The organism is Photobacterium sp. DNB22_13_2 (assembly GCF_052873915.1).
Genome location: NZ_JBNNXU010000009.1, coordinates 49,981 through 67,677, shown reverse-complemented (window position 1 = coordinate 67,677; position 17,697 = coordinate 49,981). Strand labels below are relative to the sequence as shown.

The following is a 17,697-nucleotide window of genomic DNA, read 5'->3' as shown; positions in this document are numbered from 1 at the left end:
ATAACCTTTCCCTCTCTTGTGCTTTATCACTAAGAGCAACTATGAAAAATTAGTGCCAAAAATGAGACCAATTAAAACAACCTTATAAATCAATAACTTCAAAAAAAACACCTTATAAAACAAGCCGACATTGCCCTATATTGGTGCTCGTTGATCCAATATTGCAAATATCATTCAGCCTCAGGAATAAACGATCTCAATGTGGCAATTTCCTGTTGCCAAATATCTGGATTGATGGTTTCCAGCACCAATGGAATATTATCAAATCGGCTATCTTGCATCAGGTAACGGAAACAGTCCCAGCCAATTTCCCCTTCACCTAAGCTATGGTGACGATCAAGATGACTGCCTAGTTCACCTTTAGAATCATTCAGGTGCATACCGCGTAAGTATTCCATCCCGACGATCTGGTCAAACTCAGAAAACGTCTTATCCGTGGCAGTTTCACTGCGCAAATCATAGCCGGCGGCAAACGCGTGACAGGTATCGATACAGATCCCAACCCGGGACTTATCCTCAACCTGATCGATTATGCTAGCCAGTTGTTCGAAGCGCCAGCCCAGGTTACTGCCCTGTCCAGCCGTATTCTCAATCACCGCGACTACGTTGGGTACTTCGGCGTGTGCGAGGTTGATAGACTCGGCAATCAAAGAAAGACAATCATTTTCAGGGATTTTCTTTAAGTGGCTACCCGGGTGGAAGTTCAGTAGGTGCAATCCTAGTTGTTCGCAGCGGGCCATTTCATCAATAAACGCGTTGCGCGACTTTTCCAGCTTCTCACTCTCTGGTGCCCCTAGGTTTATCAGATATGAATCATGCGGCAGGATTGCGTTAGGGGTAAAACCGTATTGCTGACAACGAGCCTTGAAGGCCGTTATCACATCTTGCTCCAGAGGCTTGGCAGCCCACTGGCGCTGATTCTTGGTAAACAAAGCAAATGCATTGGCACCGATGCTCTTGGCATTCTCTGGCGAGTTGTGCACACCGCCAGCAGCGGATACGTGCGCACCAATTAATTTCATGTTTTTCCTACTTTGAATTTTTGCATTTTAAGCACAGATTGTACGTTATTTATCAACGTTAATGCTTACAGGTTGATCGGGGCAAGCACAGACTTTTCGAGAGGTTAGTGGCACACCTCTTTTTGTTTTGATGTAATTTTACTACAAATGATCACTTCAAATATTTTTTAAATGATAAAATATTAGTTAAAGACCAATAAATATGCGGCTTAGTTGACCTAGCTCAATAAAATTGCCCTGCTTATTTTAAGGTTTTTTGTTGTAATTTGATCTAAATCAATACACAATTAGCACCTTCGAGATATATAATACGCAACTCAACAAGAAAATAGAAAAAACTAACGACATTCCTCTGCAAGCGGAGATTGCGAATTATAACTACTAAAAAATATGGCTTATGACGGTTGGATCCTTTGGCTCACAAGGCTTCTCTTTCTCATAAGAAACCGGCATCCGGTCGTATTTTTCACTAGTCATAACTTTGCAAAATCAGGCTTAAACCCCAGGGGTTAGGTCATATAAAATAAGTCTTATACGGAGAAGAAAGTCATGATCCAAGGTATTCAAATCACTAAATCAGCTAACGATGACCTACTAAACTCAATCTGGTTGCTTGATTCAGAAACTAACGAAGCACGCTGTGTAGCTGCATCTGCTGGTTTCGAAGCTGACCAAGTGATCCCAGCTGCAGACCTAGGTGAGTACGAGTCTCGTGAAGTTGCTATCGAAGCGCCAGCTAAAATCGAAGGCGGTCAGCACCTGAACGTTAACGTTCTTAAGCGTGAGACTCTAGAAGATGCTGCTAACCACCCAGAAAAATACCCACAGCTAACTATCCGTGTATCTGGCTACGCGGTACGCTTCAACTCTCTGACTACAGAGCAGCAGCGTGACGTTATCGCTCGTACTTTCACTAACAGCCTGTAATTACAGTTTCTGTTAGCAAAAACGGCACCTACGGGTGCCGTTTTTTTATGCCCCGTTTTTGTCCGTCTCAAATACCCCCACCGCATGCTGTCTATATGATCATCTAAAATGTGACAGTAACTTAGGTATTAATGTTAATAAACATGTACATTCATAGCGTTGCCTACCACCTAATGTCTGTAACCACGGGCAATGTCACAAACATGGAGCTTTATATATAACATTATTTTCGGAGCCAGTTCATGAAGTTAATCCTCAAGCTTATCGCGGGTATTTTGATCGGTATCCTCCTTGGTTTTTTCGCCCCTGACGCTATCATCCGCGTCCTGCTGACTATCAAACTCCTCGGTGGCCAGCTCATCGGTTTTACCATCCCACTAATTATCCTGTTCTATATCACCAGCGGCATTGCCAGCCTGCCAAAGAACTCCGGCTCGCTACTGGGTAAAACCGTTGCCCTGTCCTACGGGTCGACCATTATTGCCGGTAGCCTAGCATTCATCGTTGCCAGCACTGTAATTGGTAGCATGGCCGAACCCGTTACGGCCGCCGCAGGCAATGCAGCGAAGCTCACAAGTTTCATCACAATTGAAGTTCCTCCGCTATTTGGCGTCATGACAGCCCTCGCCACCGCCTTCCTATTTGGTTTGGGGATCAGCATCACAGATAGCAAGCCATTGAAAACCATTGCCGAAGACGGCCGCAGGATCATCGACCTCTTACTTTCCAACATCATTATCCCGCTGCTGCCGTTCTACATTGCTGGCGTTTTTGCCGAAATGGCCGCCGAAGGCACTGTCTTCTCGACACTGAAAACCTTTGGGCTGGTACTGGCACTGGCTATCTTCATGCATTGGGCGTGGATCACCATCCAGTACACCGTGACCGGACTGGCATTAGGGTATTCGCCGCTGAAACTGATCAAAAACATGATGCCGGCGTACTTTACCGCCGTAGGGACCATGTCATCAGCTGCCACCATTCCTGTCACTCTGCGCCAGACGAAGGCAAACGGTGTCGATGAGGCCATCGCCAACTTCACGATCCCACTTTGTGCCACAATCCACTTATCAGGCTCTACCATCACCCTAGTTACCTGCTCAACGGCAGTGATGGCACTGAGCCAGCACATTGCAATCCCGTCACTGCTTGAGATGCTGCCGTTTATTATGATGCTTGGTGTGACCATGATTGCCGCGCCAGGAGCACCTGGCGGGGCTGTAATGGCCGCGCTTGGCCTGATGGCATCGATGCTTGGTTTCGGAGAAGCTGAGCTGGCATTGATGATTGCCTTATATATGGCTCAAGACAGCTTTGGTACCGCCTGTAATATTACCGGCGACGGGGCTATCTCCCTGTGGGTCAACAAATTTGCCAAGCCGTCACCAGAAGCAAAAAATATTGAACAACCACAGAATTAATTAACAAAGCAGAAAATAAATCTACACTTCTGTCAATAGCAGGCTAATTGCCTGCTATTTTTTTGCTCGCTAGCACACAAAACCCACCAAATAGTACCAGCTGTTGTTCATCACCTTAACTTATGTCAAAGAATTAACCATTATGAAGGGAATACCTGCAAACACTTTTAATTTTGCTGCTAGTACGACATAAAAAGCCCGCTTTTTTGGCATCCCTAACCGGGAAGTGATACAACACCCTCCGCCAAATTAGAACGCATTAAACTCTTAATATTTTTCAAACTCCTCAATCGGAACTTTGACGATGAAACTTATTCTAAAACTTCTTGCAGGTATTGTGGCAGGTATTCTTGTCGGCCTGTTTGCTCCTGATTTACTAGTGCAAATTCTTATTACCATGAAAGCACTGATCAGCCAGCTGATTGGTTTCACTATTCCTTTATTGATTCTATTTTTTGTTACTAGCGGCATTGCCAACCTACCGAAAAACTCCGGCAAACTACTCGGTAAAACCGTCGGCCTGAGCTATCTATCGACCATGGGGGCTGGTGCAATGGCTTACTTGGTTGCCAGCCAGGTATTACCATCCGTTCTGCATAGCCCGGGCGAGGTTAGCGATGCTGCACGTACCTTATCGCCATTAATTGATCTAAAGATCCCTCCAATTATGGGGGTGATGACTGCCCTCGCCGTTGCCTTTATCTTTGGCTTAGGGATCACGGCGACCAATAGCGACAACATGCGAAAATTGAGCGACGAAGGCCGCAACATCATCGAGCTGTTCCTTTCAAAAGTCATGGTGCCATCACTGCCGTTCTACATCTCGGGTGTATTTGCCGATATGACAATACAGGGTACCGTGTTCTCAACCCTGAAAACCTTTACCTTCGTACTCGTACTCATCATTGCTCTACACTGGTTATGGCTAAGCCTGCAGTTCCTTACAACAGGAGCACTGCTGGGCCGTTCACCATTTAAGCTTTTAAAGAACATGCTGCCGGCTTATGTAACAGCGATTGGTACCATGTCTTCTGCGGCCAGCCTGCCGGTAACCTTGCGCCAAACTCAAGCAAACGGTGTAAAGAAGCCGATTGCCAACTTCGTGGTGCCTCTTTGTGCCAACATCCACATGTCAGGTTCAGCAATTAGCATCACGTCTGTCTGCGTTGCGGTTATCTTGGTAACAGGTAACGCCACCGTTCCGAGTTTCATTGAAGCTTTACCGTTTATCGGCATGCTGGGCATCACTATGGTCGCAGCTCCGGGTGCTCCGGGTGGTGCCGTCATGGCAGCTGTAGGCCTGCTGGGGTCCATGATGGGCTTTACCGAAGCCATGATTGGTCTGCAAATCGCCCTGCACCTGGCACAAGACGGGTTCGGTACCGCGTGTAACATCACCGGTGACGGTGCGCTAGCATTATGGGTCGATAAATTTGCTGACGAAGCAGTGTCTGGTGAAAGCAATCTAACTGGCGCTGAAGTCGATGCCACCAAGAGCGAGCAAATCGTCTAACCGGATGCGATAACATCAAGTACTAAAAAAGGGAGCCTAGGCTCCCTTTTTGTTTTGCGAGATAAGAATTCGCTTTACTGGACGCTACGCAGTACCGCCTTCAGTTGGTCAAAGTCGTTATCACGCTCTACCGACAACAACTCCATGGCATTGTGCTTAGCCAATGGAGCCGGCAGGTCGATATCCTTGCCCAGGATCTCATCAACCACTTCTTTGAACTTGGCAGGGTGAGCGGTACACAAAAATAAACCGGTTTCGCCTTCGGCCAACTGCTCGTTCAATACACGGTAGGCTATGGCACCGTGCGGCTCGCACAGGTAACCTTCCTGCTCCATCTGGCGTAAAGTCTCAGCAGTCTGCTCATCATCCACCGCGCCATAACCTAGCTCACCCAATCCCCAGCCTTTGAGGCGGCAAAGCTCCTCGATACGCGGCCAGTTGTTAGGCTGACTCACATCCATGGCATTGGAGATAGTCGGTACGGTTGGTGCCGGCGCCCACTCACCAGTCTGCAGGTAACGCGGAACGGTATCATTAACATTGGTGGCGGCAATGAAGCGTTTCACCGGCAGGCCGATGGCTTTAGCCAGCAGACCCGCGGTCAAGTTACCGAAATTGCCACTCGGTACCGCGATGACCAGCTCTTCTCGCTGCTCTTTAGGCAACTGAGCAACGGCTTCGAAGTAATAGCAAATCTGCGCCATTAAACGGCTAATGTTAATTGAGTTAGCTGAGTTCAGGCCAACTTCCTTACGCAACTCAGCATCATCAAACGCGTGTTTAACCAATGACTGACAGTCATCAAATGTGCCTTCGACAGCAACGGTAGAAATATTACCGCCTAGAGTACAGAACAATTTTTCTTGCAACGGGCTGATCTTACCCTTCGGATACAGGATCACCACCTTGATATTGTCCATACCGTAGAAAGCATGGGCTACAGCAGCACCGGTGTCCCCGGATGTCGCTGTCAGGATAGTGATTTTGCCATCGCTGTCAGAAACGGCTGCCAGTGACTGGGCCATAAATCGGCCACCGAAATCCTTGAAGGCCAGTGTTGGGCCATGGAACAACTCAAGGGCGTACACCCCTTCCTTGACCGACTTAACCGGTGCAGTGAACTGGAAAGCATTGCCGACCATCTGGGACACGGTCTCAACGGCCAGTTCCTCACCGATAAACGCCGACATAATTGCGGTACTACGGCTGACAAAATCTTGCTCCAGCAACGCATCGACATTGTCGAAAGACGGTAGTTCCGCCGGGAAAAACAAGCCTTGGTTACTTCCTAGGCCTTGGCGTACCGCTTGGCCGAAAGAAACCTGCTCTTGATGATCTTTTAGGTTATATAGCTTCATGGTTACAGCTCACTTCCTGTTACTTTTGAGCCCTGTCCGTCCAAACGACAGACATGGACAAATCCTTCTTCATTCTGAACATAATGATCTTGCAACCATCGTGCAATACGTTTTGCGACTTCGAGGTCATCACACACGGTAAACATGGTAGGCCCCGAGCCAGAGATCCCACTAGCCAAAGCGCCAGCTTCCAGCGCATACTGCCGCGCATTGGCAAAACCAGGAAGTAAACGTTCACGGTATGGCTCAGCTACCACATCTTTGATCATTTTTGCGGCCAACGCTGGCTGCTCTGAATGGCAAGCATGGATAAAGCCCCCCAGATAGCGACCATGAGCAATCACATCCTGACGACGGTACTGGGATGGCAAAATCGCTCGGGCTTCCGCGGTCGGCACCTTAATGCCGGGATAAGCCATCACCCAGTACCAGTCATCGAAACAAGGGACCGACTGGCTGATAATACCCAACTCCTCAACCATAAACTGCAAACCGCCCAAATAGCAGGGGGCTACATTGTCGTAATGCAAGCTGCCGGAGATCTCCGCTTCCATCTCGCCCATCAGAGCCAATAACTCAGTCTCATCAAGTGGCTGATCATGAAAGCGGTTAAGCGCATCAAGCGCAGCTACAATAGAGCAGGCGCTCGAGCCAAGGCCCGAGCCAATTGGCATGTTCTTTTCCAAAGTCAGGGCTACAGGCTTGAGTACAGCACCTTTCTTATCAAGCTCACGGGCAAACACCTGCCAACAACGGTAAACAATATTCTCTTCTACCTGTTTAGGCAGCTTATCGACAAATGCTCCGACGCATTTCAGCGAGAAAGACTGCTCACCCTCTGCGGCCAAAACTCGATCGCCCAGCAAGGTACCATCGATAGGGGACACCGCGGCCCCCAACACATCAAAACCGACACTGACATTACCAATCGATGCCGGTGCATAAACCACTACACTCATCTTAAACTCCTAGTTTCCAGCCCAGCGTACGCATCAAGTCTGCAAATACCCCTGCGGCCGTCACTTCAGTACCAGCACCGTAACCTCTCAACACCAACGGGATTGGCTGGTAGTAGCGGCTGTAGAAAGCCAACGCATTCTCACCATCCTTGATTTTAAACATCGGATCATCCGGATTGACAGCAGCCATCTTCACCGCACATTTACCATCAGTAATTTCACCGACATAGCGCAGGACCTTGCCTTCGCTCGCAGCTTCTTCTATCAGTTTGGCAAAGTAGGCATCGGCTTCAGGTAGTCGGGCCATGAAGTCATCAACCGAACCGTCGGCATCAAAACCCGGTGGCAGCGCCTGCTCGACAACCACATCTTCCAGTTCCAGAGCCATACCCGCTTCCCTTGCCAGGATAAGTAGCTTACGGGCCACATCCATCCCCGACAGATCGTCGCGCGGATCCGGCTCGGTAAAGCCATTGTTACGCGCTACTGTGGTTGCCTCACTGAAACTCATGCCTTCATCCAGCTTTCCGAAAATAAAGGACATTGAACCGGACAGAATACCCGAGAAGCGCTCAAGCTCATCACCGGCTGCCATCAGATTCTGGAGGTTTTCAATCACTGGTAGGCCTGCACCCACTGTGGTGTCGTACATGAACTTACGGCGCATTGAGCGTGCCGCTTGGCGGAGCTGCTGGTAGTAAGCCATGCTAGCGGTATTGGCTTTCTTGTTCGGAGTGATCACATGGAAACCTGCCGATAGGAAATCGACATACTGCTCGGCAATACCCTGATCGGAGGTACAATCAATCACAATCGGATTGATCACATGGTGTCGCCTTACCAATTGGATCATCCGAGCAAGGCTCAGCGGCTCTGTGACCTGCCCCAACGAGTCACGCCAGTTTTCCAGCGACAGGCCATTGTTGTCTAGCAACAGGCCCTTACTGTTGGCCAAGCCGCACACCCGGATCACAATACCGTTTTCGGCCAGTTTGGCCTGCTGGCGCTGGATCTGATCCACCAGTTCGCCACCAACACCACCAACACCAATCACGAATACATCGAGGAAATGCTGGCTGTTGAACAGGTTTTCATGACAAGCCTTCACCGACTCTGACACTTTGTTATCCGGGATCACCGCTGAGATCGCCCGCTCAGAAGAGCCCTGGGCAATGGCCACAATATTGACATCCACTTCCGACAACGAGGTGAAGAAACGCGACGCCACACCGCGGGAGGTACGCATACCGTCACCGACCAGTGTCACGATGGCCACGTTATCCATAAATTCTACCGGTTCAAGTAGGCCTTCTTTCAGCTCAAGTTCGAAATGTTCCCTGAGTGCACGTTGGGCCGACAGCTTGTCTTCACTCTCAATACAAAAGCTGATGCTGTACTCCGACGAAGACTGAGTAATAAGAACAATCGATACGCCAGCCGAAGACATCGCGCCAAACACACGGGCCGCCATACCGACCATACCCTTCATACCCGGACCGGACACATTGACCATGGTCAGATCTTTAAGAGTAGTGATCCCCTTGATATCCAGTTTATCTTCACCGGTATCAAGACCGATCAAGGTACCAGCACCTTGTGGGTTGAAACTGTTTTTGATCAGGCAGGGGATGTGGAACTGGGCAATCGGGGCAATGGTTTTCGGATGCAGAACTGACGCACCAAAGTAAGATAGCTCCATTGCTTCTTGGTAGCTCAATGATTTCAGTAGGCGGGCATCGGGTACCAAGCGGGGATCGCAGCTATAGACGCCATCGACATCGGTCCAGATTTCACAACTCTCTGCACGCAGGCAGGCAGCTAATACTGCCGCTGAATAATCTGAGCCATTCCGGCCAAGAGTGACCAATTCGCCTTTCTCGTTACCGGCCGTAAAGCCAGGCATGATATTGACATGATCCTTTGGCAATGGGTTTTGACGGAAGTTTTGGGTCGAGGCTTCAATATCAACGTGGGCTTCCAGATATTCACCGTGCGCCAGCAGGTATGCAACCGGGTCAATCAAGCTGGCCTGATGCCCCTTGGCCTGCAACAATGACTGCATAATAACAATCGAGAGCCTTTCCCCCTTGCTGATGATTTTGGCGTAAACATTATCAGGGCATAAACCCAGCAATTTAATACCGTGAACGTATTGCTGTAACTGGCCTAATGAACTTGCTAATTTGGTATCTAAAGCCGCTTTATCAAATTCTGGTTCAACCGCTTTAAGACCTGCAAGCAGTTCATTGAATACCGCTTCCAGATCGGCCATTTGTGCATCCGCCTCACCAAACTGGATGCTATTTTCAATTACCGATACCAACTTATTAGTGACCTTGCCCGGTGCCGACAGCACCACAGATACCGGCCCCTGCTGAGCATTATTGGCAATGATATCTGCTGCCCGAGAAAACCTGTCAGCATCGGCCAACGATGAACCACCAAACTTAAATACTCGCATTCCCTACTCCCACAACTTCCTAAAACGTGCCCCTGGGCGCTACTTTGCCACTCCAGGATGAAATATCAGGTCAAAAAAAAGCCCACATCGTTTTGGGATGTGGGCTCTTTTTTGCAATTCTTTTGCGCATCAGCCCACCCCAGCAACCATGGTGCCGGTAATAATAATGGTGGTTGTATTCATGCTGAATGCGTTAAACATAGCTGTCCTAAACAGATACTCGATAATATGTATGCATTTACGTTTACCGTAATCACCTACCGGAGTCAACTTTATTCTTATCGCCTTTTGTTGAAATAACTATCAAAATGCAGCTAATTAGCGCGTTATTGCCATGCTATAACAGCATAATTAACATCAAATTATTGCAGTTACCCTAAACTCCATGCATAGTAGAAACGGTGAATAATTAATCAAAATGGAATAGTTCGCCAATTGAAGGCGACACCGTGCCGGTACTTATAGGCTAACTTCAGTAGAATTAGGGAGCCCGGATGACAGCAGCAATGGAACAACTTGTCGCACATACGATACTGCAAGGTTTCGATGCCATGTATGGCCGATTTTTAGATGTCACCGCCGGTGCACAGGAGCGTTTCGAAAGCCAGAATTGGCCGGCGATTCAACAAGCGCTCAAAACCCGTATTAAGTTCTACGATCACCATGTTGGCCTTGTTACCAGCCAAATTACCATTATGCTGGGCAAACGCTATGCCAACCATGCCTTCCTGATGGCGGTGAAAAACGCCTACGAAGATCTTCTGCTCGATTATCCCCGCTACGATATTGCCGAGAGCTTTTTCAATTCTGTCTATTGCCGGATCTTCGAGCACCGTAATATCAAACGCGACAAGCTTTTCGTCCATAGCTCGCAAGAGGATCGGGTTCCGACCTACCCAACTAACCTCAGCCGCTTGTACAACACCGGCGCGAGTCTTGATACCTTGCTAGGGCGGATCCTTGACGATACGCCATTCAGTCTGGAATGGGAGGACAAACAACGTGATATCCAGCTGCTCGGCGAACGCATCAGCCAGCACCTGGCGACAGTGGGTAATCCCCCCCCAGTCATAGAGATGATTCGTGAGCCGTTTTTCCGTAACAAGGCGGCTTATCTGGTTGGCCGGATCCGCTTCGACGACCATCACCACCTGCCTATCGTGCTCCCTATTCTCACCACCGATGAAAACAAACTGGTTGTCGATGCCTGTCTGGTTGATGTCGATGCGGTCAGTATTCTGTTTGGTTTCGCCCGCTCCTATTTCATGGTTTACGCGCCCGCACCAGCCGCCTTGGTCCGCTTTCTCAGCGAACTGATGCCAAACAAAACCAAAGCCGAGCTCTATACCGCCATCGGCTGCCAAAAACACGGTAAAACTGAGCTATACCGCGAATTTCTTTACCATATCGAACACTCCGACGACCAGTTCGTTTTGGCACCGGGGATCAAAGGGATGGTCATGTCCGTGTTCACCCTGCCGTCCTACGGATTCGTGTTTAAGATTATTAAAGACAAATTTGCACCACAAAAAGAGATAAGCCATGCCGTGGTCAGGGAGAAATACCGGCTGGTAAAGGAGCATGACCGGGTTGGACGGATGGCCGACACCCAGGAATACCGTAACTTCAGCTTTGACCGCGACCGCTTTAGCGATGAGCTGCTGGAAGAGTTACTTGAAGTCGCCCCCTCGATCGTCAAGGTCACCGAGAAGCAGATCCTGATCAAGCACCTCTACATCGAGCGACGTATGATCCCGTTCAACCTCTATGTTGAACAGGCCAACGATGATGATCTGCGCCATGCTGTCGACGAATACGGCAAGGCTATCAAACAGCTGGCAGCCGCTAATATCTTCCCCGGCGATATGTTGTTCAAGAACTTCGGCGTGACCCGTCACAAGCGGGTGGTGTTCTATGACTACGATGAAATCAGCTACATGACGGAGATGAACTTCCGCCGCATCCCACCTCCCCGCTATCCGGAAGATGAGATGGCAGCTGAGCCTTGGTACAGTGTGGGGGTCAATGATGTTTTTCCCGAAGAGTTCAGAACCTTCCTGCTGATCAACCCGAAGGTAAGGCAACTGTTCGATGAACTACACAAGGATCTATTCGAGCCCCAATACTGGCAGCAGCTGCAACATAATATCAAAGAAGGGCAATTTGAAGATGTATTCCCATACAGCAGTCAACAGCGACTAACGGGCCAACACAGGCAACTAGAAAGCTGACAAAATGTCTCAGCAATGAAAAAGCTTTGTTTCAATTATGTACTACTTGGCCTAGTATTATTTTGATAAGGATAAACACAAAAAATCACAATAAAAAAACAGGGAAGGTGATGAATGCGCACATGGCTAATCACAATTGCCCTGCTGGTAGTGGCGTTACCAACAACAGCAGCAGAAAGCAGACTTTTAGATATATTGGACGATAACACGTCTTCTGGGTGGTTTATGTCATCCCAGTCCAAGGGGGCAGAGCAATTCGATCTCTGGCAAATCGACAGCGGCTATGCTTATTCTATTTCAGACAACACCGAGCTTTACCTCAGTACCCGATTAAAAAGCGGTAATGAAATCCAGTCCGCCAGCCGGGGCATGTTATCGGGGGTGAAATATAGCTTTACTCCTAAGCTGAGTTTACAAAGTGCCGTTACTTCCGAAACGCAGGACCAAGACACAGTGATGGGTGTTGAGGTCTCAAGTAATTATGAAGTCACGGAAAAGCTCAATTTACATGCCACCCTCGACTACGAAGGGCTAGAGCAAATATACCAGTTCGGCATTGGCTTTCACTTCTAGCGACTGACCAACAAAAAATAGACTTGAAAGCACAAACGCCTGGCTTTGCCAGGCGTTTCGATGTTTAAGCATATAAAGGACTAGGTATTAATCACAGAGAGATCCAGTGGCTGTTTGCTAAATACCACCCCATTGAGATCGGCGTACAGCATATCACCAGGATACACCAGGGTATGGGCAACAGTCAGGGTCACATTTTCCTCTCCGGTTTGTCGCTTGACCGTTTTGACCGGACAGGTCGCTAGCGCCTTGACACCGATATCCAGAGTAGCAATGATCCCGACATCCCGCGCCGCACCGTTAATAATAATGCCTTCCCAGCCATTTTTCTGGGCCAGCATCGCCAGTTGATCACCCAATAGAGCTTTACTGCAAGAAGCGTGGCCGTCAATAAACAATACTTTTCCTTTACCGTTACGGGCAAGGATATCACGCACCATGCTGTTATCTTCAAAGCAACGTAAGGTCACCACCTCGCCGTAGAATACGCTCCGCCCGCCATAGTTCTGTAAACTCAGCGGCAACCAACGTACATCCTGTTCAAAGTTATCGCACAAATCCGGGGTCAAATCTTTCATTCCAGGCTCCTTTATTCTCTTTGTGGTCTTCCCTATCTGGGCCGAGTAATCCCCCCACTCCCTAGGGCTAAGTTAAGTGTAGAGAAAGCTTGGCCAATCACCCAATCTTTGTGTCTGTACTCCGACAAGCAAAACTGGCACTAAAAACAGATCGTTACCTTCCACCCAGTAAATAGCATTCTGCTGCCAGCGGGCTGCTTCCCGGCATGCCGCCTCTTGGGGCATGGGAGCCGCAAAGCCCAATTCCTGCCATTGCCCATCCCGTGCGCAGCAACTTACGGGCAATATCTCACCGCATTGCATCCTAAGTGACATTTCCAGTTGGCGATGACGAACTAGGTTGCGTTTATTGCTAAGAACAATGCTTCTCGGATTAAATGCTGTTAGAATTGCAAAGCAAGGGTAAACAGGGTGTTGCTCAGCTTTAAAGATGATCGATTGATAGCTACACCACAACGAGATTTCTTTACACATAGAGAGCGACACCCAAGGGACGATGCATTTTTTTGTAGCGAATGTTAAGCAAAGTGAAGAGTCGTAATGCGCTTCACTCTGTTTGATGTAAATCAATAAAGTGTCCGAAAGCAGCCCGGAAACAAAGCGCTTATATTGTTAGCGAGCTGTTAAGTGAATACAATCGTCGCCATCCCACGGAAATTGTAGCCAATGCCCCTTAGTTTGGGCTTTTTCAGCGAAAATCATCATGGCTTGATGAGCTGGATAAATGGATGGCGTACCAACAGGTTTTGTGAGCAAATACAATAAAGCACGTATATCTCCCAAGTTTTTGCCTGTATGTGAATTTTTTATATAGAATTTTACTATTCTGTTTTTGACCAGATTCCGTTTTGAGAAATTAGGTACTGCCAATGCAAACCCCTCACATTCTAATTGTAGAAGACGAGCACGTAACACGTAACACCCTTAAAAGCATTTTTGAAGCAGAGGGTTACACTGTCTTCGAAGCCAATGATGGCGCTGAAATGCACCAGATGCTTTCTGAGCACCCAGTTCACTTGGTGATCATGGATATCAACCTTCCAGGTAAAAATGGCCTGCTTCTTGCGCGCGAGCTTCGCGAGCAGGGCGACATGGCGCTGATGTTCCTTACTGGCCGTGACAACGAAGTAGACAAGATCCTAGGTTTGGAGATCGGTGCCGATGACTACATCACCAAGCCGTTCAACCCTCGTGAACTGACTATCCGTGCTCGCAACCTGCTAACTCGTGCCATGAACCAAGGCTTGCCAACTGAAGACAAGCGCATGGTTGAGCGTTACGAGTTCAACGACTGGTCGCTAGAAATCAACAGTCGTTCTCTGGTTAGCCCAAGCGGCGATCAGTTCAAGCTGCCACGCTCAGAGTTCCGTGCCCTGCTTCACTTCTGTGAAAACCCAGGCAAGATCCAGACACGTGCCGAGCTACTGAAGAAAATGACCGGCCGTGAGCTTAAGCCACATGACCGTACCGTTGACGTAACGATCCGCCGTATCCGCAAACACTTCGAGTCAGTGGCAGATACCCCGGAAATCATTGCGACGATCCACGGTGAAGGTTACCGCTTCTGCGGCGATCTGGAAGAAGAATAATTCCAGCTCCGACGCATATAGAAACACATACTAAAAAGGCTCCTTCCGGAGCCTTTTTTGTTTTTATTGAAACGGATGATTTTGGCTACCAATAGCCAAATCAGAACACTTGACTGACCAAAACATCGCGCTGGATCAATACCTGTTCTTGGCCTTGATAGAGCACCGTTACCGCAATATCGGCCTTACTGCCCGGTAACCATTCAGGCCCCCCGCGCAAGCTCACTTCAAGGCTCATCTCGCCTTCCGAGCGGACATCGAGATTCTCTTGCCCCAACCATTGCTGATCTTCCTGTGCCACCATCACCTGCAATATTTCCACCCCTTGCGGCAATGGCTTCATGTCCCGCGTCAGCAAACGAATGGAAGCATGGAGCTTATTGGCAGGTTGACTACCGTCGTCACCAATCACCGGCATACTGTTGAGCCACAATTCACTGCCCAGATAAACAGTCGCATCTGACAATACCAACTCTTGCGGTGACTGCCAGATATCCACTTCTGCCGGAAGGGCAGCCGGGACATCTTCAACTTGAGATTCTACCTGCTCGGCTTGTTCCTCGGCAGCAGCTGGCTGCTGACCTTCCGCCTCTTTGTCTTTTGTCATGTCACCGCATCCAGCAACGAAAAGAATCCCCGCAGCTAACAGCAATGTTTTTGCATCAGTTCCCATCATGCTTACTCCTGCTGGGCTAGCCAGTCTTTGAGCACCTTAAGATCATTGTGGTAGCCATCTTTAATTTCATCGACCCAATCATTGATATTCTCCCACCAGGCTGGCAGTTCAGGGGACTGGGCCTTCTGGGCGACCTGCTGGATATGCTTGAGACCAATAGAGCCTGCCGCACCTTTTATCTTGTGTGCTTCGAACTTGATACCGTCCTGATCCTTGGCCGTCATGTTAGAATCGAGGATCGCAATGTATTCCGGCATTTTATCCTCAAACATCGCGATGCTGTCATACACCGGCTTAGTACCGACAATTTCCACATAGGACGTCAGCATTTCCAAATCCAACAAGGTGTTGACCATCTCATCGCTGACTACCTGCGAGTTTTTATTCTCTATCACCAGCTCTTCTCCTTCTTCCTCATCCAGTGGGCAAGTCAGTACCAAACGCTGGATCACTTCCGTAATAGCCTTGACGCTCAGCGGCTTGCTAAGTGCATCATCCATACCTTTGGCCAGATATTCACTCTTATCTTTAATCACATTAGCGGTCAGTGCCACCAATGCTGGTAGATAATCAAACCGCTCGCGCAGTTTGGCTGCTACATCAAAGCCTGTCATATCCGGCAGCTGAATATCAAGTAGCACCAAATCATAGGCTTCAGGATCAAACATCGATAGCGCCTCATCACCACGCATCGCTACCGTCACTTCATGACCCAAGCTTTCCAGCAACGCCTTGGCAACGGTAATGTTGAGCTCGATATCCTCAACCATAAAGATATTGAGGCTGATCTGCGGAGCGACAGGCAGGGCTTCCTCTTCAACCGCCTGCTCTACCAGTGGGACAGTAATCGTCACAGTAAACGTACTGCCCTCACCGACTTCAGAGTTGGCCGTAATATCTCCGCCCATCATCTGTACCAGTTGGCGCGAAACCGACAGACCAATTCCGGTACCGACTGCGTGCAGATTATCGTCTTCGTCTTTCACTTGATAGTACATGGCAAAAATCTTATCGAGCTCCGCCGCCGGGATCCCTATCCCGCTATCTTCCACCTCGAAGGTAATATGAGCTTGCTGATTATCGACTTCACTACTAACCGACATCACCACGCCGCCTTCCTTGGTGAACTTGGTCGCGTTGCTGATCAGATTCCACAGCACCTGACGCAAACGGGTACCGTCAACTTCGATACATTCCGGCAATTCTGACAGCCTTTCTAGATCAAAGCGCAAGCCTTTTTGGCTCGCCATCAAGGCCGAGATATGCTCCATCTCGGCGACAAAGTCATGGAAATCCAGCGGCTTGGGCATCAACTCAAGGCGACGGCGATCTGATTTATCCATATCAATGATATCGTTGAATATATTACCCAAGGTGATCGCGCTGACATGAATAGTGCGCATGTAGTCACTCTGCTCTTGGTCGAGCTTGGTCTCCAGCAACATCCGGCTCAGGCCAACAATGCCGTTAAGCGGCGTGCGTAATTCATGGCTGATGGTCGAAATAAATGCAGTCTTATCTCGACTCGCTTTTTCCTGAGCATCTTGGTATTGCTTACGCTCGGTAATATCACGGCCAAAGCCCATCAAGCCCAAGCGTCGTCCATCACGACTATAGAAAGGCACCTTGCGAAGTTCAAAGATTGCCTTGTGACCATCAGGGTACTCCAGCCACTGCTCATAGGTCAGTGAGACATTGTTCTGGAATACCTGCTGATCGGTCTCGGATATTTTGCTGGCGACCTCTTCGCTATAAACATCTCTAGGGGTAAGGCCAACCAGTTGCTTCTCGGTCCGGTTAGTCAGCTCTTCCATCGCCCGATTACAACCTGAGAACTGGCCCTTTTCATTGCGGTAATAAATTAGATCCGGCGAGGCATCGAGAAAAGATTTGAGCAAGGCGCTTTGTTCAGCCAGCTCTAGCTGAGCATTTTCGCGTTGGTAGACCTCATTTTCCAGATCCTGCATCGCTTCCTGCCGGGCCTCTTCGGCTTTTTCCCGATCTTCGATTTCTTGGTTCAGCTGGCTAATATTATCCTGCAGCTGCTTGTTGAGCTGCATATCTCGTGAGCGCATTTCTTCAAGCTTGGTGACCAACTTTGACAAACGCTGACGGGACTCTTCGAGCTGATCCACCACCACCGAGAGAAAATAGACTGCCCAAGGGGTGATCAGCAAGCCGAAGAAGACTGAGCGGACAATATCAATATCTAGCACTTCCCCCTGCAATACTAAGGTGACGCCTATCTGCACCACAACAGCAAGGGCGACGAGGGCCAATGCCAGTAACAAACTAAACCTTACCAGTCCGAGTTTGACTAGCAGATCGACGTAATATTGTGCCAGTACTTTGATTTGTTTCATTATTGCTTCCTAATCACTGCCGCTCT

General features: G+C 48.9%; 15 protein-coding genes and 1 other annotated feature. Of the genes, 6 read left to right on the top strand and 9 right to left on the bottom strand.

The window, feature by feature from the left end:
* Positions 1-170 precede the first annotated feature (170 nt).
* Positions 171-1,022, bottom strand: coding sequence for a deoxyribonuclease IV (gene nfo / locus ACVA58_RS14645; protein WP_446511181.1), 852 nt, complete (start codon positions 1,020-1,022; stop codon positions 171-173).
* A gap of 549 nt (positions 1,023-1,571) precedes the next feature.
* On the opposite strand from nfo, the gene grcA reads away from it, so the two are divergent.
* The 3 genes from grcA (at position 1,572) to ACVA58_RS14630 (ending at position 4,883) form a co-directional block, all read left to right on the top strand.
* Positions 1,572-1,949, top strand: a complete 378-nt coding sequence (gene grcA / locus ACVA58_RS14640; RefSeq protein WP_446511180.1) for an autonomous glycyl radical cofactor GrcA — start codon at positions 1,572-1,574, stop codon at positions 1,947-1,949.
* Between the two features lie 242 nt (positions 1,950-2,191).
* Positions 2,192-3,370 (top strand): dicarboxylate/amino acid:cation symporter, encoded by a 1,179-nt coding sequence (locus ACVA58_RS14635; protein ID WP_446511179.1) that lies wholly within the window; start codon positions 2,192-2,194, stop codon positions 3,368-3,370.
* Between the two features lie 304 nt (positions 3,371-3,674).
* Entirely contained in the window at positions 3,675-4,883 is a 1,209-nt protein-coding gene (locus ACVA58_RS14630) for a dicarboxylate/amino acid:cation symporter (protein WP_446511178.1), read from the top strand.
* A gap of 74 nt (positions 4,884-4,957) precedes the next feature.
* Here the strand turns inward: ACVA58_RS14630 and thrC are convergent, their stop codons facing one another.
* Genes thrC through thrA form a run of 3 tightly spaced genes read right to left on the bottom strand, consistent with a single transcriptional unit; the run spans position 4,958 to position 9,661 of the window.
* Positions 4,958-6,241, bottom strand: coding sequence for a threonine synthase (thrC, locus tag ACVA58_RS14625; protein WP_446511177.1), 1,284 nt, complete (start codon positions 6,239-6,241; stop codon positions 4,958-4,960).
* Between the two features lie 2 nt (positions 6,242-6,243).
* Positions 6,244-7,200 (bottom strand): homoserine kinase, encoded by a 957-nt coding sequence (gene thrB / locus ACVA58_RS14620; protein ID WP_446511176.1) that lies wholly within the window; start codon positions 7,198-7,200, stop codon positions 6,244-6,246.
* A gap of 1 nt (position 7,201) precedes the next feature.
* Entirely contained in the window at positions 7,202-9,661 is a 2,460-nt protein-coding gene (gene thrA, locus ACVA58_RS14615) for a bifunctional aspartate kinase/homoserine dehydrogenase I (protein WP_446511175.1), read from the bottom strand.
* 71 nt (positions 9,662-9,732) lie between these two features.
* Positions 9,733-9,852: a sequence feature (Thr leader region), on the bottom strand.
* Positions 9,853-10,155: 303 nt separating this feature from the next.
* On the opposite strand from thrA, the gene aceK reads away from it, so the two are divergent.
* On the top strand, positions 10,156-11,892 hold the full coding sequence (aceK, locus tag ACVA58_RS14610) for a bifunctional isocitrate dehydrogenase kinase/phosphatase (RefSeq protein ID WP_446511174.1): 1,737 nt from the start codon (positions 10,156-10,158) through the stop codon (positions 11,890-11,892).
* Between the two features lie 114 nt (positions 11,893-12,006).
* Complete coding sequence (locus ACVA58_RS14605) at positions 12,007-12,465, top strand: hypothetical protein (protein ID WP_446511173.1); 459 nt, start codon at positions 12,007-12,009, stop codon at positions 12,463-12,465.
* An 80-nt stretch (positions 12,466-12,545) separates the two neighbouring features.
* Here the strand turns inward: ACVA58_RS14605 and ACVA58_RS14600 are convergent, their stop codons facing one another.
* From ACVA58_RS14600 to ACVA58_RS14590, 3 genes are all read right to left on the bottom strand, one after another.
* Positions 12,546-13,043 carry a putative 4-hydroxy-4-methyl-2-oxoglutarate aldolase gene (locus ACVA58_RS14600; protein ID WP_446511172.1) on the bottom strand — a complete coding sequence of 166 codons (498 nt, stop codon included), beginning with the start codon at positions 13,041-13,043 and terminating at the stop codon, positions 12,546-12,548.
* 72 nt (positions 13,044-13,115) lie between these two features.
* Positions 13,116-13,517, bottom strand: a complete 402-nt coding sequence (locus ACVA58_RS14595; RefSeq protein WP_446511171.1) for a DUF3293 domain-containing protein — start codon at positions 13,515-13,517, stop codon at positions 13,116-13,118.
* 138 nt (positions 13,518-13,655) lie between these two features.
* Positions 13,656-13,913 (bottom strand): hypothetical protein, encoded by a 258-nt coding sequence (locus tag ACVA58_RS14590; protein WP_446511170.1) that lies wholly within the window; start codon positions 13,911-13,913, stop codon positions 13,656-13,658.
* Between ACVA58_RS14590 and arcA the strand changes: the two genes are divergently transcribed.
* On the top strand, positions 13,913-14,632 hold the full coding sequence (gene arcA, locus ACVA58_RS14585) for a two-component system response regulator ArcA (protein WP_446511169.1): 720 nt from the start codon (positions 13,913-13,915) through the stop codon (positions 14,630-14,632). The genes ACVA58_RS14590 and arcA overlap by 1 nt on opposite strands.
* Before the next feature lie 100 nt (positions 14,633-14,732).
* On the opposite strand, the gene ACVA58_RS14580 is transcribed toward arcA, so the two are convergent.
* Complete coding sequence (locus tag ACVA58_RS14580) at positions 14,733-15,308, bottom strand: hypothetical protein (RefSeq protein ID WP_446511168.1); 576 nt, start codon at positions 15,306-15,308, stop codon at positions 14,733-14,735.
* A gap of 2 nt (positions 15,309-15,310) precedes the next feature.
* Complete coding sequence (gene arcB, locus ACVA58_RS14575; RefSeq protein WP_446511167.1) at positions 15,311-17,671, bottom strand: aerobic respiration two-component sensor histidine kinase ArcB; 2,361 nt, start codon at positions 17,669-17,671, stop codon at positions 15,311-15,313.
* Positions 17,672-17,697: the final 26 nt, after the last annotated feature.

Bases quoted from the DNA above. Each gene is read 5' to 3' on its own strand.
- nfo (WP_446511181.1), bottom strand. From the start codon at position 1,022: ATGAAATTAATTGGTGCGCACGTATCCGCTGCTGGCGGTGTGCACAAC.
- grcA (WP_446511180.1), top strand. From the start codon at position 1,572: ATGATCCAAGGTATTCAAATCACTAAATCAGCTAACGATGACCTACTA.
- ACVA58_RS14635 (WP_446511179.1), top strand. From the start codon at position 2,192: ATGAAGTTAATCCTCAAGCTTATCGCGGGTATTTTGATCGGTATCCTC.
- ACVA58_RS14630 (WP_446511178.1), top strand. From the start codon at position 3,675: ATGAAACTTATTCTAAAACTTCTTGCAGGTATTGTGGCAGGTATTCTT.
- thrC (WP_446511177.1), bottom strand. From the start codon at position 6,241: ATGAAGCTATATAACCTAAAAGATCATCAAGAGCAGGTTTCTTTCGGC.
- thrB (WP_446511176.1), bottom strand. From the start codon at position 7,200: ATGAGTGTAGTGGTTTATGCACCGGCATCGATTGGTAATGTCAGTGTC.
- thrA (WP_446511175.1), bottom strand. From the start codon at position 9,661: ATGCGAGTATTTAAGTTTGGTGGTTCATCGTTGGCCGATGCTGACAGG.
- aceK (WP_446511174.1), top strand. From the start codon at position 10,156: ATGACAGCAGCAATGGAACAACTTGTCGCACATACGATACTGCAAGGT.
- ACVA58_RS14605 (WP_446511173.1), top strand. From the start codon at position 12,007: ATGCGCACATGGCTAATCACAATTGCCCTGCTGGTAGTGGCGTTACCA.
- ACVA58_RS14600 (WP_446511172.1), bottom strand. From the start codon at position 13,043: ATGAAAGATTTGACCCCGGATTTGTGCGATAACTTTGAACAGGATGTA.
- ACVA58_RS14595 (WP_446511171.1), bottom strand. From the start codon at position 13,517: ATGTGTAAAGAAATCTCGTTGTGGTGTAGCTATCAATCGATCATCTTT.
- arcA (WP_446511169.1), top strand. From the start codon at position 13,913: ATGCAAACCCCTCACATTCTAATTGTAGAAGACGAGCACGTAACACGT.
- ACVA58_RS14580 (WP_446511168.1), bottom strand. From the start codon at position 15,308: ATGATGGGAACTGATGCAAAAACATTGCTGTTAGCTGCGGGGATTCTT.
- arcB (WP_446511167.1), bottom strand. From the start codon at position 17,671: ATGAAACAAATCAAAGTACTGGCACAATATTACGTCGATCTGCTAGTC.